The 25,480-nt window shown below is 37.0% G+C and carries 23 protein-coding genes; 11 read left to right on the forward strand and 12 right to left on the reverse strand.

The window, feature by feature from the left end; all coding sequences use genetic code 11:
* Positions 1-210: 210 nt before the first annotated feature.
* The 6 genes from IEV57_RS15990 (at position 211) to IEV57_RS16015 (ending at position 6,908) form a co-directional block, all read left to right on the forward strand.
* Entirely contained in the window at positions 211-1,656 is a 1,446-nt protein-coding gene (locus IEV57_RS15990) for a S1C family serine protease (RefSeq protein WP_188444053.1), read from the forward strand.
* A gap of 417 nt (positions 1,657-2,073) precedes the next feature.
* Complete coding sequence (locus IEV57_RS15995; RefSeq protein ID WP_188444054.1) at positions 2,074-2,487, forward strand: nucleotidyltransferase substrate binding protein; 414 nt, start codon at positions 2,074-2,076, stop codon at positions 2,485-2,487.
* A 113-nt stretch (positions 2,488-2,600) separates the two neighbouring features.
* Positions 2,601-3,887 (forward strand): hypothetical protein, encoded by a 1,287-nt coding sequence (locus IEV57_RS16000; protein WP_188444055.1) that lies wholly within the window; start codon positions 2,601-2,603, stop codon positions 3,885-3,887.
* Positions 3,888-4,490 carry a hypothetical protein gene (locus tag IEV57_RS16005; protein WP_188444056.1) on the forward strand — a complete coding sequence of 201 codons (603 nt, stop codon included), beginning with the start codon at positions 3,888-3,890 and terminating at the stop codon, positions 4,488-4,490. It begins immediately after the preceding gene.
* A 47-nt stretch (positions 4,491-4,537) separates the two neighbouring features.
* A complete protein-coding gene (locus IEV57_RS16010; protein WP_188444057.1) occupies positions 4,538-5,251 on the forward strand; it encodes an ABC transporter ATP-binding protein in 714 nt (237 codons plus the stop codon).
* Positions 5,244-6,908 carry a putative ABC exporter domain-containing protein gene (locus IEV57_RS16015; RefSeq protein WP_188444058.1) on the forward strand — a complete coding sequence of 555 codons (1,665 nt, stop codon included), beginning with the start codon at positions 5,244-5,246 and terminating at the stop codon, positions 6,906-6,908. The genes IEV57_RS16010 and IEV57_RS16015 overlap by 8 nt, the downstream gene beginning before the upstream one ends.
* A gap of 228 nt (positions 6,909-7,136) precedes the next feature.
* Here IEV57_RS16015 and IEV57_RS16020 read toward each other — a convergent pair whose 3' ends face one another.
* The 3 genes from IEV57_RS16020 to IEV57_RS16030 form a co-directional block, all read right to left on the reverse strand.
* A complete protein-coding gene (locus IEV57_RS16020; RefSeq protein WP_188444059.1) occupies positions 7,137-8,426 on the reverse strand; it encodes a DUF4934 domain-containing protein in 1,290 nt (429 codons plus the stop codon).
* A 105-nt stretch (positions 8,427-8,531) separates the two neighbouring features.
* The gene (locus IEV57_RS16025) at positions 8,532-8,894 is read right to left on the reverse strand and encodes a hypothetical protein (protein WP_188444060.1); all 363 of its coding nucleotides are present in this window, start codon (positions 8,892-8,894) and stop codon (positions 8,532-8,534) included.
* Positions 8,895-8,997: 103 nt separating this feature from the next.
* The gene (locus tag IEV57_RS16030) at positions 8,998-10,095 is read right to left on the reverse strand and encodes a BF3164 family lipoprotein (protein ID WP_188444061.1); all 1,098 of its coding nucleotides are present in this window, start codon (positions 10,093-10,095) and stop codon (positions 8,998-9,000) included.
* 184 nt (positions 10,096-10,279) lie between these two features.
* Here IEV57_RS16030 and IEV57_RS16035 point away from each other — a divergent pair, with 184 nt between their 5' ends.
* Both IEV57_RS16035 and IEV57_RS16040 read left to right on the forward strand, forming a co-directional pair.
* Positions 10,280-11,647, forward strand: coding sequence for a cystathionine beta-synthase (locus IEV57_RS16035; protein WP_188444062.1), 1,368 nt, complete (start codon positions 10,280-10,282; stop codon positions 11,645-11,647).
* Positions 11,648-11,838: 191 nt separating this feature from the next.
* Positions 11,839-12,480, forward strand: a complete 642-nt coding sequence (locus IEV57_RS16040) for a DUF2189 domain-containing protein (RefSeq protein WP_188444063.1) — start codon at positions 11,839-11,841, stop codon at positions 12,478-12,480.
* On the opposite strand, the gene IEV57_RS16045 is transcribed toward IEV57_RS16040, so the two are convergent.
* The 3 genes from IEV57_RS16045 to IEV57_RS16055 are packed head-to-tail and all read right to left on the reverse strand — an operon-like array spanning position 12,477 to position 15,280.
* Entirely contained in the window at positions 12,477-13,523 is a 1,047-nt protein-coding gene (locus tag IEV57_RS16045; RefSeq protein ID WP_188444064.1) for a vWA domain-containing protein, read from the reverse strand. The genes IEV57_RS16040 and IEV57_RS16045 overlap by 4 nt on opposite strands.
* Positions 13,510-14,409: a hypothetical protein gene (locus IEV57_RS16050; RefSeq protein WP_229744539.1), complete on the reverse strand. Its 900-nt coding sequence runs from the start codon at positions 14,407-14,409 to the stop codon at positions 13,510-13,512. The genes IEV57_RS16045 and IEV57_RS16050 overlap by 14 nt, the downstream gene beginning before the upstream one ends.
* Positions 14,402-15,280, reverse strand: a complete 879-nt coding sequence (locus IEV57_RS16055; RefSeq protein ID WP_188444065.1) for a DUF58 domain-containing protein — start codon at positions 15,278-15,280, stop codon at positions 14,402-14,404. Before IEV57_RS16055 ends, IEV57_RS16050 begins: the two co-directional genes overlap by 8 nt.
* Positions 15,281-15,370: 90 nt before the next feature.
* On the opposite strand from IEV57_RS16055, the gene IEV57_RS16060 reads away from it, so the two are divergent.
* Both IEV57_RS16060 and IEV57_RS16065 read left to right on the forward strand, forming a co-directional pair.
* The gene (locus tag IEV57_RS16060) at positions 15,371-15,733 is read left to right on the forward strand and encodes a DUF4296 domain-containing protein (RefSeq protein WP_188444066.1); all 363 of its coding nucleotides are present in this window, start codon (positions 15,371-15,373) and stop codon (positions 15,731-15,733) included.
* Complete coding sequence (locus IEV57_RS16065) at positions 15,717-18,104, forward strand: endonuclease MutS2 (RefSeq protein ID WP_188444067.1); 2,388 nt, start codon at positions 15,717-15,719, stop codon at positions 18,102-18,104. The genes IEV57_RS16060 and IEV57_RS16065 overlap by 17 nt, the downstream gene beginning before the upstream one ends.
* Before the next feature lie 90 nt (positions 18,105-18,194).
* Here the strand turns inward: IEV57_RS16065 and IEV57_RS16070 are convergent, their stop codons facing one another.
* Genes IEV57_RS16070 through IEV57_RS16095 form a run of 6 tightly spaced genes read right to left on the reverse strand, consistent with a single transcriptional unit; the run spans position 18,195 to position 23,867 of the window.
* On the reverse strand, positions 18,195-18,686 hold the full coding sequence (locus IEV57_RS16070; protein WP_188444068.1) for a hypothetical protein: 492 nt from the start codon (positions 18,684-18,686) through the stop codon (positions 18,195-18,197).
* Positions 18,687-18,737: 51 nt separating this feature from the next.
* The gene (locus IEV57_RS16075) at positions 18,738-19,373 is read right to left on the reverse strand and encodes an ABC transporter ATP-binding protein (protein ID WP_188444069.1); all 636 of its coding nucleotides are present in this window, start codon (positions 19,371-19,373) and stop codon (positions 18,738-18,740) included.
* A 3-nt stretch (positions 19,374-19,376) separates the two neighbouring features.
* Entirely contained in the window at positions 19,377-20,156 is a 780-nt protein-coding gene (lpxA, locus tag IEV57_RS16080; protein WP_188444070.1) for an acyl-ACP--UDP-N-acetylglucosamine O-acyltransferase, read from the reverse strand.
* A complete protein-coding gene (locus IEV57_RS16085) occupies positions 20,153-21,547 on the reverse strand; it encodes a bifunctional UDP-3-O-[3-hydroxymyristoyl] N-acetylglucosamine deacetylase/3-hydroxyacyl-ACP dehydratase (RefSeq protein ID WP_188444071.1) in 1,395 nt (464 codons plus the stop codon). The genes lpxA and IEV57_RS16085 overlap by 4 nt, the downstream gene beginning before the upstream one ends.
* Positions 21,548-21,586: 39 nt before the next feature.
* On the reverse strand, positions 21,587-22,609 hold the full coding sequence (gene lpxD, locus IEV57_RS16090) for a UDP-3-O-(3-hydroxymyristoyl)glucosamine N-acyltransferase (protein WP_188444072.1): 1,023 nt from the start codon (positions 22,607-22,609) through the stop codon (positions 21,587-21,589).
* 19 nt (positions 22,610-22,628) lie between these two features.
* Positions 22,629-23,867 (reverse strand): HD domain-containing protein, encoded by a 1,239-nt coding sequence (locus tag IEV57_RS16095; RefSeq protein ID WP_188444073.1) that lies wholly within the window; start codon positions 23,865-23,867, stop codon positions 22,629-22,631.
* 51 nt (positions 23,868-23,918) lie between these two features.
* Here IEV57_RS16095 and porX point away from each other — a divergent pair, with 51 nt between their 5' ends.
* Entirely contained in the window at positions 23,919-25,478 is a 1,560-nt protein-coding gene (gene porX / locus IEV57_RS16100) for a T9SS response regulator signal transducer PorX (RefSeq protein ID WP_188444074.1), read from the forward strand.
* Positions 25,479-25,480 lie beyond the last annotated feature (2 nt).

The following is a 25,480-nucleotide window of genomic DNA, read 5'->3' on the forward strand; positions in this document are numbered from 1 at the left end:
ATTTTATTTTTCGCAATTTGGGTTTGTATTCAATTGATCTCTTTTTCCCTTCATGCTTAAGACTGACAAAATTACAAGGTTCGCAGACTTTTCCTCGTGATTTTTCAGTCTTTTTGACCTTTGATATGCTTGGCATGGAAATAGGTAAAAATTTTAACTTAAATTAATATTTCTTTTTAACCGAAAAATCGGAGAATCGTTAAAAATTAAATGATGAAAAATTTCAAGTTAATTGCTTTAGCGTTTGTATCTGGACTTGCAGGCGCATGGGTATTCCAAGAGTTTTTGGCAAAATCAGCCCCAGAGATTGCTCAATTTCCTGCCCAAGAATATTTTCAAAGGCAACAAATAAATTATAGGTCTGATGATGTTAATGCCGCATCGACGATTTCCACTGCTGTAGATTTTACAGAAGCTTCAGAAGTGAGCACGCCTTCGGTAGTATTTATAAAGAATTTTTCAGGTACAGATTACAAGCGATATGGGATTTTTGATTATTTCTTTGGCTCAGGACCCAATCAGCGTGTAAGTACAGGTTCGGGTGTAATCATGAGTAAAGATGGCTATATCATTACCAATAATCATGTGATTGACAGAGCAGAAACCATTGAAGTGGTTCATCAAAAAAGAACCTACCAAGCAAAACTAATTGGGACAGATAAAAATACCGATATCGCAGTTTTGAAAATTGAGGCAAATAATCTTCCTGCAATAAAAAAGGGAAGCAGTAGAGATTTGAAAATAGGAGAGTGGGTCATCGCCGTTGGGAATCCATTTAACTTGACTTCGACAGTCACAGCAGGGATCGTTTCTGCGAAAGAAAGGCAAATCAATATTTTGGGAGGGGATTTTCCATTGGAATCATTTATTCAAACAGATGCGCCTATCAATCCAGGAAACTCAGGAGGTGCTTTGGTCAATACTAAAGGAGAATTAGTAGGGATCAATACGGCGATTTTATCAAGAACAGGTTCCTATACAGGCTATGGATTTGCCGTTCCTGTGGACATTGCCATGAAAATTGCCAATGACCTGATCAAATTCGGTGAAGTTCAAAAAGCCCTTCCGGGAGTTGATGTCGTAGAAATTACACCTGAATTGGCCGAAGAAATGAAGCTCAATACATTGGATGGTGTGATCGTAACTAATGTACTTCGTGGAGGAGCAGCTGAAAAAGCTGGTATTCAGAAAAATGATGTGATCACAAGAATCGAGGGATTCAATGTAACAGGTAAAGGAAGTTTCGAAGAAGTGCTCTCTTATTATTATCCTGGTGATAAACTGAATTTCACATTCCAGAGAAAATCAGATGTAAAAGCCGCATCACTTACCCTCCAAAATCTTGATGGAGGTACAGGTGTTTTGAAGAGAGAGTTCTACACATCTGCAATTTTAGGAGCTCGTCTAGAAGCGATCAATGCCATTGAAAGAGATCGTTTAGGGGTCAATGGAGGTGTGAAGATTGTAGGCTTGACAAGAGGATATCTGAGAGATCTTGGTTTAAATAATGGCTATGTACTTACCCAAATCAACGGGAATCCAGTTTCGAACCCAGAAAAAGTAGGAGAGTTTTTAGAGAAATTTAGTGGAAAACTCTTGCTTGAAGGTTTCGCTTCAAGCGGTCAGCCTTTTATGCAAAGCTACAGTGTGAGGTAGGGGAAGAGATGTGAGATATGAGACATGAGATTTGAGAAAAAAGAGCCAAGAATCAAGAGTCAAGAATAGGAGGGCATACTTGTTAGTCCTAGTGACCGCTAATCCAGCAGCCATTTCTATAGTTAATCTCAAAACTACGAAGTAGTTAAATGATGATTAGCCCCGGGTAGCAACCCGGGGACAGAAGTATGACAAGATTCCCATTCAACCCCGAATGGGGTTGAATTTGGTTCCTCAAAACTGTCTACTAAGAATTGTTGAAAAACCTCCAAAAGCACACACAATCCATCTTTTCCTCTGCGTCTCCCCGCGCTCCTTTGCGGTGAAAACACTATTGAGGAAGCCAAAACTCAGAATTAGAGTGATTTTCTTCGAGGAGAGATAGAAAAAGAGTATATTCCCTAAAACTTAACTGCCATGAAGACTTTGCCTTTAACTTGTGAAAAATGTTTTGCGGATTTTCAAGAAGCTTTGGAGGAATTAAAAAGCGTGATCAATAATGCCAAAACAAAAGGGCTTAATGCCAAATCCGAAGCACAAATTGTACGAGTTTTTGAATTGACTCACGAATTGACTTTGAAAACCATTACGGAATTTTTCAGAAAGCAAGGACATGCAGGATTTACAGGTTCGAGGGACATCACCGTGGAGGCTTTTCATGACGACCTGATTGATGATGGTCAAGGATGGATGGATATGATCATCCTAAGAATCAAATACAATCCAATATACCCAGAAAACACCCAAAATGAACTGGTAGATCGCATCATCAAACAATTTGTAAAACTGTTCGAAAACTTTGAAAGAAACATGATGAAAAGATTGAGTTAATGATCTTTTGATTTATTTACATTGATTTGTAGCGTTTTAGGAATCCTTCTCGTCGTGAGAAAGTAAGTCGATTAAATTTTATCAAAAGTTCCTTTTTCCAAATTCGCTATGATATGAAAACTACCGTCCAACCCATTACAAAATTACCACTTTTGGTAATAGCACTACTGATCATCACCGGAATGCCTGCTTGTCAAGATCAGACAACTTCTACCTACACCTACCGCACGCAATATCCTGTTTACTTGCAAATGAGTAATTTCAGAACTTCTCAAGCGGTCATTGAGTCAGGAAAAGAGCTCGAAAACCCAGGTAAAATTTATATCTACAATGATTTTTTGTTGATCAATGAACCACAAAAAGGGATTCACATTTTAGATAATTCAAACCCTTCCAACCCTATTAGTATCAACTTCATCAATATCCCAGGAAACGTTGACTTAGCAGTCAATAGCGATATGCTCTATGCTGATAACTACTTGGATTTGCTTGTTTTTGATATAAGTAATCCTAGAAATATCCAACAAGTAAAGCGGGTAGAGGATGTGTTTGAAAGCATGTACACAGATCGATCAACAGGAACTTTTATGACTTTGAAAGACACTGTCTTGACGATGGATTCTGATGTCAACTCTGATTGGGGTATGGGCTGGGGTAATATTTTTTGGAATAGAGGAGGAATGTTTGCGATGAGTTCTGATGCTTCCCGTGGTGGTGGAGAGAGCTATGGACAAGGAGGTTCTATGGCTAGATTTACTTTGATGAGTGCACACCTTTATGCGGTAGATGAACATTCACTTCGTGTTTTTAATGTAGAGAATGAGGAAAATCCAGCGTTCATAAAAGGAATTCACCTTGGTTGGGGAATCGAGACAATTTTTCCTTTTCAAAATAAGCTTTTCATAGGTTCAAATACTGGGATGCATATTTATGACGCGAGTAATCCTTCGGAACCTACACAAATGTCAGTCTATCAACATGTGACCGCCTGCGATCCTGTTGTGGTCAATGAAACCTATGCTTTTGTAACTTTGAGAACTGGCGTAAACTGTAGATTTGGAGTTGATGAACTTCAGATCCTTAATATCGAAGATCCTTATTCTCCTAAATTATTAAAATCCTATCCAATGGAAAATCCACATGGATTAGGTCTGGCTGGAGATTATCTTTACGTAGCAGAAGGGAAGCATGGATTAAAGAGTTTTAATGTAGCTGATGTGATGAATATCGATAAAAATCAATTGGAGTATCTGAGATCATTAAAATCCGTAGATATCATTCCAGGTCCCAAATCACTGATCGTAATAGGTCCTGATGGGGTTTGTCAATTTGATTATTCTACTCCAAATAAATTGGTACAGTTGAGTTGCATCAATGTCAAAAATCCAATCATTGTCTAAGTGAAGAGATTTATACCATTTATTTTATTTCTATTTTCTAGCCAAATTTCCTTTGCACAGAAGGAAATTGGCGCTTATATCCATCATGCCGAGATTGGTACTTTGCTGGGTACAAGCAGTCAGGGTTCAAAGAGAATCAACTTTTCACTCCAATCTTTTCATGGAATTCAATTAGACCCATATAATCAAATCGGATTTTTTGTTGGAGTGGATACTTATCCTGATTTTAATTTAATGCCGATAGGGTTTGGATGGAGAAACATTTTATTTCCTGACAAAAAGTACTCTTTCTACACTAGTATAGATCTTGGTTATGGTTCGGCTTGGTTTCAGAAAAAGGAAAGAGAAAATAATGTAGAGACTTGGAATGAAGGAGGATGGATGGTCAGTCCGGCTATCGGATTGAGAAAAAATTCCAAAAATGGAAAGCTTGGTTACACATGTGCAGTTGGGTTTAAAAAGCAATATGCAAATTCCTTTGTTGGTGTACCTATCACGGGAACTGTCACACCCGTGGAAGGTATTCGTCCCGGTTATGAATCACTTTTTGAAGAAAATAATATATTCAATAGCCTATTTATGCGAATGGGGATAATTTTTTAGCATATATTGTAGGCTAGTTATTAGTTTCAACTTTTATTCTTATTGGAATGCTAGAAGTTATTGGTTTGGTTAAAAAATATGGGAAAGATAATGCCGTAAATGACATTTCTTTCTCTCTTCAAGGTGGAGAAGTAGTTGGCTTGCTTGGTCCAAATGGAGCTGGTAAAAGTACAACCATGAAATGCATCGTGGGATTGCTAAGAAAGACCGCAGGTGAAATTTATATCGGAGGGCATGATCATTTGAGCGTGGAGGCGAAGCGATTTTTCTCCTATATCCCAGAAACGCCAAGTGTCTATGATTTGCTTACAGTAATGGAGCATATGCAGTTTATTGCTCAAGCTTACCATGTGGAGAATTGGAAGGAAAAGGCTGAAATACTGATTGAGATCTACGACCTTGGTGACAAAAAAGACAAGCTTGGTCGAGACCTTTCCAAAGGAATGCGTCAAAAAGTATCGATCTGTTGTGCTTTGCTCCCTGATCCACAATTGTTGTTTTTTGATGAACCAATGATTGGATTGGATCCTAAGGCTATTAGAAATACCAAGAAACTTTTTAAAGAACTCAAGGAACAGGGAAAAACCATTTTGGTGAGTACACATTTGATAGATAGTGTGGAGAGTATCGCTGATCGAATTATGATCATGAAAAGTGGAAATATCGTTGGGAATGACACGATTGAAAATTTGAAGACACAAATGACGGGAGATGACTCAAGTTTAGAAGATTTATTTTTAGAATTGACGAAAGATGAATGAGATAAAACTACTCTTCCGAAAAGACCTCTTTATCCTAATTAACAACATCAAGCTGATTCTCAAAAATCCTTTGAGACTTTTGCCTTACATATTTGTTATTGGATATTTCAGTTTCTTTTATTTCCGAAGGACAAAGAAATCCTCTGAATCGCTTCAGGAAATAGATTTAGAGCAGCTACAAGAAGTGACCAATGCCATAGATGTAATTCCTGATGCAAAACTGTATGCGAAGTTGGCATTGATTGGAGGTTTGACTTTAATAGCTTTGGCTATTCTGATTTTTCAGCTTTATAGAGCTACCAAGAAAAACATCAGCTTCTTTTCTATGGCGGATGTCAATATGCTTTTTACTGCGCCAGTTTCGCCATCGAGCATTTTGATTTATTACCTTGTCAGGTCTATTATACCGATTTTGGGAGGGAGTATTTTATTTACGCTCTATGCCAGTGCTCAAGTGGTTGATCAATTAGGCTTGGAAGTAAGTCAAGTGATTGTGATGGGATTTGGTTTAGCACTTTTTGTTTTTATTCTGTTCCCCATCAAGTTTTTAATCTATACCCTGCATACCAAATACGGGATTATGGATTACATACAGAAGGGTGTTTTTGCTTTTGGAATAATATTACTTCTGATGATGGTAATTCCGGGATTAATGGCAGATAAGTTTTGGCACGGAATGTTTGCATGGTTGGCATCTCCATGGTTTGACTTCTTTCCATTGGTGGGTTGGAGTAGGGCGATTATTCTCTATCCATCCCATGAAAATCTGTGGTTGGTAGGTGGATTTTCTTTTGTTTATGTACTCACTTTTTTCATGATCTTACAAGCCGTCTTGAAGCATGCAGGTTATTATTACGAAGATGTCTTGGAGTCAACCAAATCAAAGGAAGAGGCTAAAGAAAAAGTAAAGGGGAAAAAAGAGGCCTCAGAATCCGCCATGAGTCTCAATGCCAAAAAGAAACTAGATATCCCCAACTTTGGATTTGGGGCTAAGGCTTTGTATTGGAGGAATTATGTGCACAGTTCTAGACAGGATTTTCATCCATTCTTTGGCTTGTATGGATTGGGTTTTGCTGGATTGGGAATTTTGTTTGCTGGCTTGTCTAGATTTGATTGGTTTGCACACCAAGTCATTTATTTCTACCTTTTGATTCTAATTTTTATTTATTGGATAGCCGGAATGGGAAGGAATAATGTGGGAGATTTGAAGAAGCCCTACTTTATTCTGATACCAGCATCGTGGGGCGCGAAATTTTGGAACCTGATCCGCTTGGATTTGATGCAGACACTGATTTTCTCTGCGATTTTGATTGTCCCAACAGTATTGATAGCCAAACTGAGTCTATTGCTGATTCCTGCATTTATCTTAGCGATGCTGATGTTTTATTTGTCGGGATTTGCGATGACTACGGTGACGAATGTAGGTTTTGAAGAAGGCTGGGATAGGAAATTGATCAAACCGGTGATGACAATAGGCGTATTGCTGTTTGGTTTTTTACCAGCTGTAGGAAGCGGTCTTTTTGTATATATCATCAGTAAGCAATTTGCCTATGGAATGATTGGGATTTGTGTAGGAATGCTGCTAGTCACGGGCGTGATGCTCCATGTAGCCATGGATTTGATTAGTAAGATTGAGTTTAAGGAGCAGGAAGGGTAGGGGTGTGATCTTGTAAAACGGACAAATGAAAAAGTGAAAATCACATTTTGAAAATAAAATAGCGCTTCAGAGTATTCTAAAGCGCTATTTGTTTCTAAAATCCAATATAAATTACTTCTCTTACATCGCTGTGGAAGCCGTATAGCTTCATGCTGATTTCAATTATATCTTTTTCATTTTGAAATTGGAGGCAGATTTTTTCTAGTAAAATTTTACTCCTTCTTTCACTTAGTTTGATTTTAAGTTATAAAATATTAAAACAGGATTGTCTTCAGCTACTGTTTCAGAGAACAATTTGGCAATATCTTTGGGTATTGAACTAGTGTCCGTTGTCAGGTTCTCTTTCGCTTTGGCAATGGACTCTGAAGAGATATAACTTACTAATTGATTTGAATCAGGAATCAGTGTGCTAATATGATAAAAGCCCAAAGCTTGAATATCATTAAGAGGTTTAGAGCCATAAGTGATTTTTTTTGAACCTCTTTCATAAAAAATATAGCTATCTCTACCTGCATATTTAACGACCGAGTAAATCCAATTTTTGAGTTGTATCGGACTACTAATCAAAAAAGCATAATTTTCATTATAATAAAGGTTATGAAATTCATCAATATCAGATGCGCTTTCAGCTTCTACAGGAAGTGATAATTGGTTCATTTCAAATTTGACAATTGGAACTAAGTTTCCCGACTTACTGATCTCGTATTGCGTATTACTAAAAGGTTTAAAGTAGCTTAAGTTTTCACCATAGAATCTTAAAGCTTGACCTGAGAAAAATGTTTTTCGTTCGGTATTAGCATTGTACTCGATCCCTTTTGAGATTATTTTCCACTGCTTATTGACAAGAATTAATTGATTGTTTTTAATATCAGGAAGATGATCATTATATGTTTTTGCAGTCTCAACAGCTATTGTTGAGTCATTGAGAAACTCAAAATCTGAAAATCTAAATCCAATAAACTCTTCTCTGATAAAATCTCCATTGAGCTTGTAATAGACAATTTTGGAGAGCTTGTCATCATGTATAGCTATTTCTTCATTGAAGCTGTTAACCGCAAACGCGCTAGCTTTTCTGAATTCGCCTGGACCATCTCCTGAACCTCTTAATGCAAATTCAAAATTCCCTAAATCATCAAATACAAATACGTCAGATTTGCGCCCATCGAGGATAAAAATCTTACCATTTTTTATGGTTAACTTTCTTATCAAGCCTGTTAGAATGTCGCCAGGAACATCCCCAAGTTTCAGATAAGAAACCCTCTCAATCACCTCTGATAATTTAAAATCTTTGTCAAGGTCTTTTGGGATTAAAATTTCTAAAGGGTTTGCACTTGTGTCAATTGGCATATTTGGAGTATAGTCACCGATTGTTTCTGAAAGATTTTTATTTCGGAATCTCTCTACCCCTGAGTTAGATTTTTTCTTAATACATGCTGTAAATGAAAAAATTATTAGTGAAAATAATAAACAATGCTTTGTCCATATCGAAAAATGATTTTTAAGGTAATTGTATTTCATGTTAATAATTTTTAAAAGTTTAATACATTAAATATAGTTAAATGAATATTTGAAATAAAAGTCCTTTGGGATATAGAATATTTTTCCCAATGGACTTTATTAAAATCAGGTAGGTACAACTAGGCAACTTTCAAAGGAGTGACAGGACCAATCTGGACCATCTATACAGTATTCAGTTACGCCAGTAAACGTATTACATTCTTGAATAAACCCCATAAAACCCATGCAAATTTCTTTTTGACATGGTTCTTGGCTTTCCACTCTTTGCCATAAAGCTTCACAACCCCAAAACAAATTTCCATAATCATTATCACTAGCTAATGCTTCTTGTGATGAAATGAAGATTGTAGGGAGATAATTACTTCCATCAAATTCTAATGTTAGCAATCCATTAAAAAACAGACCAAAAGTAAGCATGCTTACAGCTGCGATTTTCGCAGCACGATTGAGTAAACTTTGTTTTTTCATGATTAAATTATTTAGTTGTTAAAATTATATTAGTTTTCAATTCTAAAAAAAAACTAAACAAACAAAGGTGTAGGTATAAAATTTTTAAATGTTCTAAAATAATCTATAAATCGATGTAAATCACTTCTCCTGTATCGATATCGAAGCTGTAGATTCTACTATCATCTGATGTTACAGAAATAGACATAATGCCACGATCTAAGTTAATTTGTTTAATAGGGTTTCCTTCCCAATCATAAATATGGATTATTTTACAAAAACCCGAATTAGGTGTATCATCTTCTAACCCTGAAAATATTGCATAAATAAAATTATCTGTTACAAAGATATCATTGTAGCATTTTTTTGTTGTACCGCTTCTGTCAAAAATTAACTTCCCATCATACTCAATGATATCATTTTCATTTTGTACTCTATCAGGACTATAAATTATTTTTGAACTCAGGTCATTGAGATCAGTGATTTCAATTGCATTGTGCCATCGATATGCTGTTGCGACTGTTTTCTTATCGGGCCTAACCATTGATTTTCGCTGAAAATAACTTTGTAGAGTAGACTGCTCAAGATAATCAGGGTATTTGTAGAATTCACCAAATTCTTTCGTGATGATGTTTTGTTCTATATCAATAAATTGAAATTTAAACTCTGAGTTATTCATAATAGAGCTCAAGATTTTATTCTCAGTCAAGAAGTTAACTCCATATAGATCAAATGGTACTTTTTTCTCACTATAGACTGAATCTCTGAAATCAAAAAAAACAATTTTCAGCATTGTAAAGTCTTGAAGCCAAATTTTTGAATCTATTATTCCTATTGAGTAGGGTGAAATTGATTCAAATGGACCATTTCCTTTATTGAAAATCCCTGCTAAAATTTCTTTTTTGTCTAAATCATAAAGATGTAAAAATTGATTCTTAAGTCCTTTTACATCAAACAAAAGAAGATAAGAATCGATTTCTAGTATTCTTGTGACATTTCCTCCTGAGAATTCAAATAATGATTGAAATTCTTTATCTTCTAAGGATTGAAAACTTGCTATATTTTCTTTATTAACGTTGATTATAAAAAGTGAATCATCTTTTTTGCTACAAGCTAATTGAAATAAACATACACTAATTATTAGAAATTTTGTACGCGTAGTTTTTATTAACAGTGGTCGTATATTTTCATGATTTACTCTTTTAGTTCTTAAAAAACTCAAATTATTAAATTGAGATTGTAATTTACTTTAATGGGTTTTATTTTAGTTATTTATTACTGTTAATTAAAGTTAAGCTATTATAGGATAATGATCCTTCCCAAATAATCTTCTGAAAAATAATTTCTCCAACCGATCCCCTTTAAAATTATTTGTAACTTGCGGTCAAATTAGCAATAGCCATCTTATGATTTATAATTCAATAATTGAGACGATAGGAAATACACCATTGGTGCGCCTGAATAAGGTCAATCAGGGTATCAAAGGTGAGATTTTGGTAAAAGTGGAATACTTCAATCCAGGGAATTCTATGAAAGATAGAATGGCCATCAAAATGGTGGAGGATGCAGAGAAGGAGGGGCTTTTGAAGCCGGGAGGAACCATCATAGAAGGGACAAGTGGTAATACGGGGATGGGTTTGGCTTTGGCAGCAATCGCCAAAGGATACAAATGTATCTTCACTATGGCAGACAAACAATCTAAAGAGAAGATCGACATTCTTAGAGCTGTAGGCGCTGAAGTGATTGTCTGCCCAACAAACGTGTCTCCTGAAGATCCAAGATCTTACTATTCTGTCGCGAGGAAATTGAATAAAGATATTCCAAATTCTTTCTATCCCAATCAGTACGATAACTTATCCAACTGGAAGGCGCATTACGAAACTACAGGCCCTGAAATCTGGAAAGATACGGAAGGGAAAATCACGCACTATGCGGCGGGTGTAGGAACCGGAGGTTCGATGTGTGGGACTGCAAGATTCTTGAAAGAGCAAAATCCAGATATCATCACTGTGGGGATTGATACTTATGGGTCTGTCTTTAAAAAATATAAGGAGACTGGCGTTTTTGATGAAAATGAAGTTTACCCTTACCTAACAGAAGGAATTGGTGAAGATATTTTGCCTAAGAACGTTGATTTTGATATGATTGATCATTTCATTAAAGTGACGGATAAGGATGCTGCTGTGATGACAAGAAGATTGTCTCGAGAAGAAGGCTTATTTATCGGTTGGTCATGTGGTTCTGCTGTTCATGGTGCTTTGGAATATGCCAAAGAAAACCTGAAAGAAGGAGACCGAATGGTGATCATTCTTCCTGACCATGGCACAAGATATTTAGGAAAAGTGTACAATGATGATTGGATGAGAAATCACGGCTTTTTAGAAGACAGGTCATTTGGTACCGCAAGAGATATTATTGCTTCTAGGAATGGAAGTTATCAACTCGTTGTTTCTCAAAAATCAGATACAGTAAAAGAGGCAATTGCATTGATGAATGGAAAAAGCGTTTCTCAGATTCCAGTGATGGAAGATGGTAATGTAGTTGGCTGCATTACGGACAATAAATTGCTCAGCAAAATCATTGACAACCCAAATCTCAAAGATTCTCCAGTATCAGAAGTGATGGAAGATTCTATGAAATTTGTGGCTTTGGATAGTACTTTGGACGTGTTGTCTTCCATGGTAGACAAGGAGAAAGCGGTGTTGGTACGTGATGAAAAGCATCAGATTCACATCATCACCAAGCATGATATTTTAGAAGCGATGACGAAATAATCGTCCTCGGTCCATAGTCGACCGTCAACTGTTGATTGTAATAAACTTCTTAGAATCTTATCATTAGCTACCTTAAGCAAAGGGAGTAGTATTCTATAACAATAATAAATAAATTCTCAAATTTAATAAAGGCAAGAAAGCAGATTTCTTGCCTTTGTTTTATCCATTACAAAAAATATTACACCTACAAAATGATCAAAGAACGCTTAGAGGCATTGAGATTGAATGGTTATGATTTTGATATTCAAGATATCATGATTCGATCTTGGCAGATGTTTATGAAGCAGCCACTTTTGAGCACTGCTTTTACAATGTTGATCTTTTCGATTCAGTTGCTTTTGGTGATCTATTTGCCAGATTATGCAATGATTCATGCCTTATTTTTGGCTCCTCCCTTATACACAGGATTTTATTTGGTAGCGAATAAGATCAGTCAGGATGAAAACGTAGTCTACCCCGACTTTTTCAAAGGTTTCAGCTTTTATATTTTAGTGTTTTCCATTTGGCTGATTGGACAGATTTTGACAGCTCTTGGCTTGGTAATCTTAATTGTTCCTGGGATTTACTTGGCAGTCGGCTACAGCTTTTCTGTTTTGATGGGGATATTTGGTGGTTTTGATTTTTGGAACGCACTAGAAGAAAGCAGAAAACTTATTACTGTACGTTGGTGGAAGTTTTTTGTCTTCAATCTGATATTGGTCAGCATCAATCTGCTTGCTTTTTTAACCTACGGACTGACACTTTTAGTCAGTATTCCGATTACCTTCTATGCTACCTATATCTTATTCGAAGATTTGACAAAAGATATATTTATTGAAGAAGAAAAGGATTAATCCAGCAGGAAGTTATTGAAGAAAGTACTCTTGAAAGCCAGCCAAGCAAAAAAGAAAAGCATTCCCCAGAAAAGATAAACTCTGTAATAATCCATCGTTTCTTTGTATCGGGATTCGATAATTTCAGCTTTTTCGAGCGTGTCTATTTCTTCGAAGATTCTTTCCAATGCATTGTCATCAGATGCTCTGTAAAATTGTCCGCTACCAATTTTTGCAATTTCTCTAAGGGTAGTTTCATCCAGGTAACTCTCAATCATCTGTGGTCTTCCGAAGAAATCAACGCCATAAGGCACCATTCCATCTTTTCCTACTGCGATAGTATAGATTTTGATGTCAAATGCAGCTGCTAACTCTGCGGCAAAGATCGGGTCAACATTCCCTGCATTATTTTCCCCATCACTGAGCAGTATCATTACTTTAGATTTGGATTCTGCCTCGCGCATTCTGTTGGTTCCTGAAGAAATTGCACTCCCTATCGCAGTTCCTTTTGCATCCATCATATTGAAGGAAATATCTTTGATAAGGTCGGTTAGGAGTTTGTAATCCGTCGTCAGAGGAGCCAAAGAATAGGCTTCTCCAGAGAATATCACCATCCCAATTCTATCACCGAATCTACCATTGATAAATTCTACTGCAGTTTCTTTCGCAGCTTCCAGCCTGTTGGGTTGGAAATCCTGTAGGTCCATAGATTCTGAAATATCCATCACCAACATGATGTCAATACCTTCAGTATATTGTTCTACGCGCTCGTTGGTCTTCTGTGGTCTTGCCAAAGCGACAATGACCATCCACAAAGCCAACATAAAGAACAGAGTCGGAATCAACCTCAAATAGGTCCAAGGATTACTTTGGGAGACACTATTTGGTAGAGAGATTTCTAGAACGGGATTTTTGAGAAATTTGATAAATTTTCTCAAAAGCATCAACAAAGGAGCTACCCAAAGTAGGTGTAATGCCCATAAATTTTCCCATTCAAACCCACGAAAAGTATCCGGTAAAAACCAATACAAAGAGAAAAAATCAGATATACTATTTGCGTTCATCTTTCTGGGTAATTTTTTGTTGATAGGTTTCAGCACAAATGCCTTTGAGATTTTGACATGCTTGACCGATGTCTTTGCCTTCCTTGCCGGCATAGATGATCATCTCTATTTCTCTAAAATCTTTGATGATCTCTTTGTTTTCGAGGAAATCAGAAATCTCTAAAGTCGTCCATTCTCTAAATGGCTTTGCCTTCAAATGCTCCATGTAAGTTTTCCAAAGCCCAAGCAATTCATCCGCATTGTCTGTGTCAGGATTATTGGAAAATGAAGCTTCCGCCTTTTCCCAACGCAGCAAGAATCTTTTGTATTTGCGTTTTTCCAACCATAACTGCCACTTTTTTTGAATTGGCTTTCCGAAGAAAAAGAAGAGTACAGCTGCTAAAATTAAAACTGCGACCAAAACGCCAATCAATAGCGGGTAATTAAAATCGGTATCAATGGGTTGATAGACGTTGTTGTCTTGAAAACTGAGTTGCTCAGGAAGTGGGTTGATCATTAGCTTTAAAGCTAAATCAGCTTCATCAGCATAATAGGTGATGCTATCGTATTTGAGAATCTCGTAAACTGGCAAAGAAAACTTCAGAACCGGATCCAGAGAGAAATTAGCAACATAATATACGGCACTGTCAAGTGTCAAGCCCTCTTTGGTGGAGGAAATGAAAGTTTGTTTTTCATGAAAAACAAAAGGACTGAAATCGTAGGTTGAGTCAGGGAAAATGATGTTATAACCTTTTCCATAAGTCGCTTTCAAAACGTAAGGGACCTTTTCGCCAAGCTTGGCCGAATCCTGTAGGAAATAGCCTTCCACCTTCAGTTCCTGTGCGAAACTAAAAGCCGAAATCATAAGAAATGTAAAACCGAGGAGAATTGAGTGAGTCTTAGCCACGTTTCATGGTTTTATTACGGGTTTTGAATAATTCTATCAAAGGTAATACGATATCTTGTCTTGTATCGATGCCTAAATAATTGATTTGATTTTTTTTGCAGATATTTTTCAGGTGATCTCTTTCTGTGGTGAAGGTATCGGTGATTTTTTTTGAAAAAGAACCAAATGCAGTATTTACCCAAGTAGTAGTTCCTTGTTCCTTGTCAAACACGGGAATAATCCCCAATGATGGCAACATCGATTCCCTCGGATCAGTAAGTTGGATTGCAACCAAATCATGTTTTTCTGCCAAGGCCTTGAAAGGTCTTTCGTAGCCTTCATCGATAAAATCTGAAATCACGATGATGATACTGCGCTTTTTGATCAAGTTAAGGGAAAATGTAAACATTTCAGAAAGATTGGTCTTCAAAGATTTATTTTCATGGTTAAAAATTCCTTTAATGATTTTTACACCTTGCTTCGGACCCTTTCCGGGTAGGATGATTTTTTCTTTTTCATCAGAATAAGAAATCAATCCCACCTGACTTCCTTCAAATATCGCTGCGAGTGTGAGTACTCCTGCAATTTCTTTCCCCAAATCAATTTTCTTCCTTCCCAGCTCCCCAATGTCCTGAGAGCCACTGATGTCTAAAAGAAAATAGACACATTGGTCCTTGTCTTCTTTGAAAGTTTTGACGAATGTACCGTGACCTTTCGCAGAAACCTTCCACTCGATCGTCCGTACATCATCCCCGTATTGATAGGGTCTTAGGTCATCAAATTCTAGTCCTGCACCTTTGAAAATAGACTGGTAATCACCTTGGAGATGGTTATTGGCCACCTTTCGGATCATGATTTCATATTTTCGAAGTTTTTTAAGAAGTTGGTTCATAGATGTCGTATTCGGATGACTAATTTAAGGCAGTCTTTTGAATAATAAAATTTATATGTTGATCTCTGTTAAATGTGTTAATTTTGAAACGTGAAAAAGCTTATACTCATTATACCGATAGTCATATTCCTTGCATCATGTGGAAAAGATAAATTGCCTGAAGGAATACTCGATGAAGACAAAATGGTCAGTGTTTTGATAGATATTCATATCGCTGAAGGACTCGTCAGTACCCTTCCCATCAATTATGATTCTTCAAGGACGATGTATCCCATGTTTGAAAAGGAAGTTTTCCGTAAACACAATGTGGTAGATTCAGTTTTCCATAGAAGTTTGGAGTACTACCTTGCAAATCCCAAAATTATAGACAGGATTTATGAAAGGACGATCGACTCACTCAATGTCATAGAAAAATCAGGAAATACGAAAGAAACGGATGATTTACCCCAATAGTGTAGAAGAAAAAATAAATTTTGATAAAATCAAAGAATTGATCAAAGCAGAATGTAGCAGTTCGCTCGGGGTCAGTTTTGTTGATAAATTGAATTTTTCAAAGGATTTTAATTTGATTACAAGACTGCTCGATCAAACAGAGGAGTTTAGACAGATTCTAGTGTCTGGAGAATCTTTTCCAGCATCTAATTTCACAAACATTTATCCGTATCTCGAAAAAGCTAAAATCGAAGGGACATTTCTTTATGAAGATGATTTTCATGAAATCAAGCTTTCCCTAATGACTTTGAGCGGATGCGTGGCATTTTTCAAAAAATTCGCAGAAGAATATCCTAATCTCCATGGATTGCTTGGGCTTGTTAGTCTGGATCAGACCTTGCTCAAAGCGATCGAAAGAGTGATTGATGAAAAAGGTAAAATCCGAAACAATGCTTCCAAAGATCTTTCTTTGATTCGTTCTCAGATCATTTATGAAGAGAGTAGGTTGAGGAAGGTTTTGGATAGAATCTTTAGAGAAGCGAAAGCCAAAGGATTGACTCCTGAAGATGCATCTGTGACGATTAGGGGTGGAAGAATGGTAATTCCTGTTTTGGCTGAAAACAAGCGAAAAATCAAAGGATTTATCCATGATGAATCCGCGACAGGACAGACAGTTTTCCTTGAACCTGCAGAAGTGTTGGACATCAACAATGAGCTCAAGGATTTGGAGTACATGGAACGCAGGGAAATCCAAAAAATCCTTACACAACTTACGGATTTATTAAGAGGCTACATTCCTGAATTAAGAAAAGCATATCAGTTTCTCGGCTTGGTAGATTTCATCCGAGCAAAAGCGAAATTTGCGATCAAAACCAACTCCTCAAGGCCTTTCCTTGAAAAGCAAAAGCAGATAGAATGGTATAATGCGACACATCCACTTCTTCAATTTGCACTAAAGCAGCAAGGGAAATCGGTTGTACCCCTCAATATTCAACTAGACCACAACAGGCGATTGTTGGTGATCTCAGGGCCAAACGCAGGAGGAAAATCAGTGACCTTGAAAACAGTGGCCATGATTCAGTATATGCTTCAATGTGGTTTGCTTGTGCCTGTAGACTCCCATTCTAAATGTAGCGTATTCGATCATTTTTTCATCGATATCGGAGATGAGCAGAATATCGAAAATGACCTGAGTACATACAGTTCTCACTTGATGAGCATGAAGTATTTCACGCAGTTTGCAGACAAGAAAACCATCCTATTCATAGATGAATTTGGTACTGGGACTGAACCACAATTTGGGGCGGCTATTGCTGAGGGGATCTTGCTTTCCTTAAATAAGCTTGGTGCTTATGGAGTGATCACGACTCACTATGGGAATTTGAAAGAAATCGCTTCCAAGAATCAAGGTCTTGTCAATGGAGCGATGCGCTATGACATTGACAAACTGGAACCTTTGTATCAGTTAGAAATTGGAAAGCCAGGAAGTTCATTTGCATTGGAAATTGCTTCTAAAATCGGGATTTCAAAAGAGATTATTGATTATGCGAAGGAAAATATCGGTGAAGAACGTGTGCGTTATGATAAGATGCTCAATAAGTTGGAGAATGAAAAAGTTCGCTATGAGCAATTGATCAATGAAAACGCGAAGAAAGAGCGTCAACTTGATATTCGAATTAGAGAATACAATTCATTAAAAGAAACTATTGACAAAGGCAAAAAGCAATACATTGAAGAAGCTAAGAAAGAAGCGAAATTGCTGCTAGATGATGTCAATAAAAAAATAGAAACTACCATCCGTGCGATTAAAGAAAACAAGGCAGATAAAGAAGCAACTAAAACGCTGAGAGCTGACTTGGAGACTTTCAAAGCAAAAATTAAACCTGAGAAAGTAGTAGAAAAGGCGCCTGAAATCAAAGTAATAGAAGGAGAAATTGAGGTTGGAGATTTTGTCCGCTTGAAAGACAATGGTGCAGTAGCGGAAGTGCTTGCGATCAAAAATAAGGATGTAGAAATCAGTATGGGAGATTTGAAATCCAATGTGAAAATGAAGCGTTTGGAACGGATTTCAAGTACGGAAATGAAAAAGGAGAAAAAGTCTTTTGCCAGAAGAACAGGATTCGATGCTAATGCCAAGATGATGGACTTTTCTTCAAACTTGGATATTCGTGGTAAGAGAGGGGAGGAGATTCTTCCTTTGGTTCAGAATTTTATCGATGATGGATATATGTTGGGTATGAAAGATTTGAGGATTGTTCATGGCAAGGGAGATGGAATTTTAAAAGAGATTACCAGAAATATTCTTAAAAACATGAACCAAGTATCCAAAGTTAAAGATGAACACGCTGATCGTGGTGGTTCGGGGGTTTCCTTGGTAGAACTAAAGGGGTAAAATATTTAATCTAAAATGCTCCACATTAAAAAAGGCTTGGGTTTCTATTGAAATCCAAGCCTTTTTTAATTAAGGATAATTTTGCCTATGTTATGGTTTACGCTTTAGGCTAAATCGATAATTTCCTGCTAGCGCCGCTCCAGGTACATCGATATTTGCTCCTGGTGCAACAATACTGAATGTTAAGATTAAATCATTTGTACTTCTTGTGTAAGAAATCTCTGGGCCTGAAGCTGGTCTAGTACCTGCAAGCGTGAATTTAGTTAGATCTCCAGTTACAAAATTCCAGTTTCCTGAGCTATCAAAAATTTCTCCACCGCTTACAGTACTGTAAGTTTTACTATTTGCATTAGCTGAGAAAGTGATTTCAAAATTTTGGTAAATGTTTGTTTCTGAATTCCCATCTCTTGTCACAGATCCACCACCTGCAACAGTCCATGTTAAAGAAGATTCTCCAGCTAGATTTTCTATTGCAATCTCTTCAGGAGTTTTGGAAGGTGCGGGGTCGTCTTTTTTCTTACAGCCAAAAAGAACTAATCCAAGTGCTGAAATCAGGAAAAGATTAAGAAATAATTTATTCATAATAGGGTTTTGTTATTTGCGAATTGTAAATTTAATGATATCGTTGAATAATCAAATACTTCGCTTAATCTTGTAGTCTTCGATATTAATAATTTGCTCACAAAAGTCATATTCTCTTTTGTCATTTGAGCAAATCAGCAAAGTTTTATTTAAGCCATATTTTTGGACAAGTTCCAGATACCAAGAAATTCCTTTTTCGTCTAAATTTGATGTGGGTTCATCAAGTAACACAAGAGAAGCATCCGAAAAAAAACAAAGTCCAAGCTTTAGTCGCTGCTTCATTCCGCTAGAAAACTGGCTTATTGGTTTGTTTTGATGGTTTTCTAGATACATGATCTCCATCATTTTCTCAAATGATAAGTCTGCAACAGGGTTTTTGAATTTGAAGTGAAATTCGAGCAGCTCTATCAGAGTAAACTCCTCAGGAAGTTCCAAATAGGGCGCTGAAATGGTCAGTTGTTTGTAAATATCTTCACCCAATATTTCTTTTTCTTTTAAAAAATAGCTCAAATTTCCTTCTGTCAAAGGATTGAGCGATGCGATAGCTTTTAGAAAGGTGGACTTTCCTGAGCCATTGCCACCTGTGATGGCAAGATTTGAATTTGCTGGAATTTCCAAACTAAGGTTTCTAAATATCCATTCATATTGAAATCTTTTGGCGGCATTGTCCAGCTGAATTCTAATCATGTATTAGTTGATATACCCTTTCATCACACCTCTTTCCGAAGAGCGAATGAAATTGATAATTTCGTCTCTTTCTTTGGTTGCAGGTAGATTTACTTCGATTTCTTCTAGTGCTCGACTGTTGTTCAGACTATTGAGGAACAAAAATCTATATACATCTTGAATGTGACTGATTATCTCACTTGAGAATCCTCTTCTTCTTAATCCAAGACTGTTGACACCCGCGTAACTTAGAGGTTCTCTAGCCGCTTTGGTAAATGGTGGCACATCTTTTCTCACCAAAGAACCACCTGAGATCATGGAGTGCATCCCTACTTTCACAAATTGATGAATAGCACTGCTTCCACCCACTATAGCCCAGTCATCAATGATGACATGACCAGCTACTTGGACAGCGTTAGCAATGATGACATTATTGCCCACGATACAATCATGCGCTATGTGAACGTAAGCCATCAGTAGGCAATTACTGCCTACTTTAGTGGTTTTCTTATCTGCCGTACCGCGACTGATAGTAACACATTCCCTGATTGTCGTATTATCTCCGATTTCTACAAGAGTTTTTTCACCTTGGAATTTCAGATCTTGTGGAATAGCGGAAATCACCGCTCCAGGAAAAATTTTGCAGTTTTTACCTATTCTGGCGCCAGGAAAGATCGTGACATTTGAACCAACCCAAGTTCCTTCACCAATTTCCACATCTTCATGTATCATGGTAAAGGGATCGATTTGGACGCCTTCTTTCAGAATTGCTCCTTCGTGTATTTGTGCTAATTTGCTGATCATGATTCTTTTCTAACAATACTTGCTGTCATAACGGCTTCACATACCAAGGTGTTGCCCACATAAGCTTCCCCTTTCATCTTTGCAATACCTCTTCTGATAGGAGCAAGTAATTCACATTTGAAAACCAAGGTGTCACCTGGGACCACCATTTTTCTGAATTTACAGTTTTCTATTCCCAAGAAATAGGTCCAGTAATTTTCTGGATCATCGACTGTACTTAATACTAAAATCCCGCCTGTTTGAGCCATAGCTTCTACTTGCAAAACTCCTGGCATAACAGGGTTTGCGGGGAAATGACCCATAAAGAAAGGCTCGTTGATAGTTACATTTTTCACCCCAGCCACCACTGTCTCGTCGAGATAAATGATTTTATCTAAGAGTTGGAAAGGATATCTGTGTGGTAAAATATTACTGATTTGAGCGATATCCATCACAGGAGGTAGCTTCGGGTCATAATGCGGAATATGGCTTGGCCCAGCCTTTTCCATAGCCCTTTTTATCTTTTTGGCAAATGCCACATTCGCGGCATGTCCCGGTCTCGCAGCCATTATTTGTGCTTTGATAGGACGACCTACCAAGGCCAAATCTCCAACCACATCAAGAAGCTTATGTCTTGCAGGTTCATTTTTATATCGAAGTTCAACATTGTTAAGAATCCCCTCTTTCCTAACCTCTACCTTTTCTTTATTGAACATTTTTGCCAAATGTGCCAACTCTTTTTCTTCGACAACTCTGTCAACCACCACAATTGCATTGTTTAAGTCACCACCCTTGATAAGGTTTTGGTTGTAAAGCATTTCCAATTCATGGAGGAAACAGAAAGTTCTGCACGATGCTATTTCACTTCTGAACTGACTGATATCGGTAATAGAAGCGTGTTGTGAACCCAAAACAGGGGAATTGTAGTCTACCATTACAGTTACTCTGTAATCATCTAATGGTAAAGCAGCCATTTCTACTTCCCTCGAAGCATCACGGAAGGTGATACTCTCTGGAACTTCAAAAAATCTTCTTAAGGCATTTTGCTCTTCAAGACCCGCGTTATCCAATATTTCGATGAATTGAATGGATGAACCATCCATAATTGGAGGTTCAGGACCATCTAATTGGATAAGCACATTATCAATTTCTAGGCCTACTAATGCAGCTAGTACGTGTTCCACAGTGAACACTCTCGCACCACTTTGCTCTAGGGTAGTTCCTCGAGACACATCTACCACATTATCCACATCAGCATCGATAATAGGTAGTCCCTCAATATCGATTCTTTGAAATTTGTAGCCATGATTTGGCGGAGCAGGTAAAAAAGTCATATTTGAAATCACTCCTGTATGGAGACCTACACCTGAGACGGTGACCTGCTTTTTAATTGTATGTTGTTTTACCCTCATAGGTATTGAACTCTAGCTTTTAAATTTGAGACCGTAAATTTATTGTTTTTTTTCCAGTTCTCTCAATCTGTCTTGAAGTAAGGGCAGATTTCTAAATATTGCATAAGATTTTAAGAACGATTTCATTTCAAATCCCATGTAACCAAATAAGGTTTGGCCAGGTTCAACAATTGATTTGCTGACTCCCGTATTTGCTCCCACGGTTGTGTTGTTAGCGATTTTTATATGTCCCACGATTCCTGCTTTTCCAGCAATGACACAGTTTTTGCCTATTTCTGTTGACCCAGAAATACCAGTTTGTGCAGCAATAACTGTATTTTCTCCGATGATTACATTGTGAGCAATTTGTACGAGATTATCCAGTTTCACTCCTTTTCGAAGAATAGTTGAGCCCATTGTTGCCCGATCTACTGTGGTATTTGCCCCAATATTCACATTATCTTCAATGATCACGTTCCCTATTTGAGGAATAGTTTTGTATGTTCCATCGGCTTGCGGAGCGAATCCAAAACCATCAGATCCGATGACAACTCCAGAATGAAATTCACAATTAGACCCAATAATACAATCATGACCAATTTTCACTCCAGACTGAATAATACAATTGTCACCAATCTTCACATTGTCTCCAATACTTACATTAGGGTAGATTTTGACATTGTTTCCTATGGAGCAATTTTTCCCAATGTAAGAAAATGCACCTCTATAAAAATCAGAACCAATAGTGCTGCTTTCGTGCATAAAGGCAGGTTCTTCTAGACCAGATTTGCTGTATTTAGTAAATTGAGCATAGGCTTCCAAAATTTGAGTGAAGCCAGTGTATGCGTCTTTTACCCTTATTAAATTCGTTGAAATTGCTTTTTTTGCTTGGAAGTCTTCTGAGACAATCACCGCTGAAGCCTCGGTTTCATAAATGTATGTCTCGTATTTTTCATTGGCCAAAAAACTTAATCCTCCAGGTTTTCCTTCTTGGATTTTGTCAAGTCTATTAACTTTCTCAGATCCGTCGCCTTCAACCTTGCCATTCAAAAGCGCTGCAACCTGTTCTATGGTAAACTCCATATTGAATTTTATTTATTATCTACAAAATTAAATTTTTAGCCCGACAAGCATAATGTTTTTTTACAATTTTACTCATTGCTTTGATGTTTGGTAAGTCAGCAGCTTGGGCGACATCAATGATTTCTCCTTTTTTGGTTAAGATGTGTATTCTCTCCTGAGCCACGTAAGCATTATTGCTGATTGATCCGTGAGAAAAGAAATATTTCATATCTTCATTGGGAATTTGAAGTCTTTTTTGGGTTTTTTCTATCATAGAATCCAACTCTTCTTTCGAAAACGCCTCATTACTCAAATTAATTTTAAAGAGATTGCGAGAAAGAAACATCTGAGAAATATTTCTCAAAATGTAATCAGGTTCTTTTTTCCAAAGTTTGATCGCTCCCCATATATCATAGTCATCGAGTTCTAGAAAAGTTTTGATTAATACATCGGACTTCTGAAAATCCTGTAAGGTGATGTCGTTTTGGAGAAAAAACAGGAATTCTTCTGAAGCAAAGAGATTTCTCCCACCTTGTTGCACATCCTTGGCTCTTGAAATCAAGTTGATCAGCATTTTTTCCGCACTGACAGTCGTCTTATGCAGATATACTTGCCAATACATCAGTCTTCGTGCGCTCAGAAAGTTTTCAATGCTGTAAAGTCCTTTTTCTTCCACCACAAGTTGATCGTCCTTGATGGCCATCATTTTGATTATTCTATCTGCACCTATGGTTCCTTCTGATACTCCCGTGAAGAAACAATCTCTTTGAAGATAATCTAGCCTATCTATGTCGAGTTGGCTCGATACCAGCTGATGAAAGAACTTTCTTTCATATTGATTCTTAAAAATTCTTAAGGCAAGATCTAATTGGCCGTTTAATTGTTTGTTTAATAGATCAATCACCAAAAGGGAAAGAGATTCGTGCGGGATGTTTTTGAGTAAGCTAAACTCTAAAGCATGTGAAAATGGCCCATGACCAATATCATGAAGTAATATAGCGATCAGTGCAGCTTCATACTCTTCATCGCTAATTTCATTACCTTTATTCCGGAGATTATCTAAAGTAATACTCATCAGGTGCATAGCGCCGATCGCATGATGAAATCTTGTATGAAGCGCACCAGGGTACACAAAATCTGTCAAACCTAGTTGCTTGATACGCCGTAACCTTTGAAAGTAAGGGTGATCAATAATAGTAAAAATCAATTCACTGGGAATTGTGATGAACCCATAAACAGGATCATTTAATATTTTGTGGCTTTTCAATGTCTCTGACATTTGATTGAAGTCAAAAGTAATTATAATTTTAAAAGAATTAAACCAAATTTTATGCAAAAATTTAAAATCCTTTGGGCTGATGACGAAATAGATCTATTAAAACCACATATACTTTTTTTGGAGCAGAAAGGCTATGAAATCAAAACCGTAAATAGTGGGATAGATGCTATCGAGCAAGTAGAAGAAGCTAATTATGATGTGATTTTTCTCGATGAAATGATGCCGGGAATGACAGGACTTGAGACTTTGCAACAGATCAAAATGATCAAACCTCAAATTCCCGTAGTGATGATCACCAAAAGTGAGGAAGAGCACATCATGGACGATGCGATAGGCGGAAAGATTGCAGATTATCTGATCAAGCCTATTAATCCCAACCAAATATTGCTCTCTGTCAAAAAAATTCTTCAGAACAAGCAATTGATCTCCGAGAAAACAAATCTTTCTTACAGACAAGATTTTATGAATATCAGTGCGGCATGCAGCGATGCTTCCACACATCAAGAATGGACAGAAGTATACAAGAAACTCACTTATTGGGAGCTTGAGATTGACAAGACAGAAAATAAGAGCATGCAAGAGATCTTAGAATCTCAAAAAGTAGAGGCCAATACCGCTTTTGCCAAATTTATCAAAAACAACTATATAGATTGGCTGAATGATTCTAAAGCCGACAAGCCTTTATTGTCGCCAAACTTGATGAAAGAAAAAGTATTTCCTCACTTGAAAGAAGGGAAGCCATTGTTTTTTGTAGTGATTGATAATTTAAGGTTAGATCAATGGGAGATTTTAGAGCCCTTAGTCAACGAATATTTCAACACAAAAGAAGATGATACTTATTATAGTATTTTACCTACGACGACGGCTTTTGCAAGAAATGCGCTGTTCAGTGGGATGATGCCTTCTGACATGGCGAGGTTTCACCCAGATCTGTGGGAAGGGGAGGATACTGATGAGGGAAAGAATAATAAGGAAGAAGAGTTTTTAGCAGAAAATCTCCATAAAAATAGACTGAATATTCGCTACAGTTACAACAAAATTCTTCAAGCTTATCAAGGTAAAAGTTTAGTTGATCAATTTCATAATTTATTGACCAATGATCTGAATGTGATCGTCTTTAATTTTGTAGATATGATGTCACATGCAAGGACAGATATGAAGATGATCAGAGAATTGGCGCCAGATGAATCAGCTTATCGCTCTTTAACAAAAAGCTGGTTTGAGCATTCTTCGCTATTTGAGCTTTTCAAAAGAATCAGTGCAGCAGGCGCGGAGGTGATCGTAACCACAGACCATGGTACCAAACGAGTCAACAAACCATACAAAATCATAGGCGATAAAAATGTCACGACAAACTTAAGATACAAACAAGGGAAGAATCTAAACTTTGAAAGTGGGAAAGTTTTTGAAATCAGCAAGCCTGAAGATGCCAAACTTCCTAGATTTAATGTGTCAACAAGTTATGTTTTTGCCGTGGAAGATTATTTCTTTGCATATCCTAACAATTACAACTACTACGTGAATTACTATAAAGACACATTCCAGCATGGAGGGGTGTCTTTGGAGGAGATAATAATTCCGGTAGTTCATCTGATACCAAAGAATAATTAATA

The organism is Belliella aquatica, assembly GCF_014637795.1.
In the GTDB taxonomy this organism is placed as follows: Bacteria; Bacteroidota; Bacteroidia; order Cytophagales; family Cyclobacteriaceae; genus Belliella; species Belliella aquatica.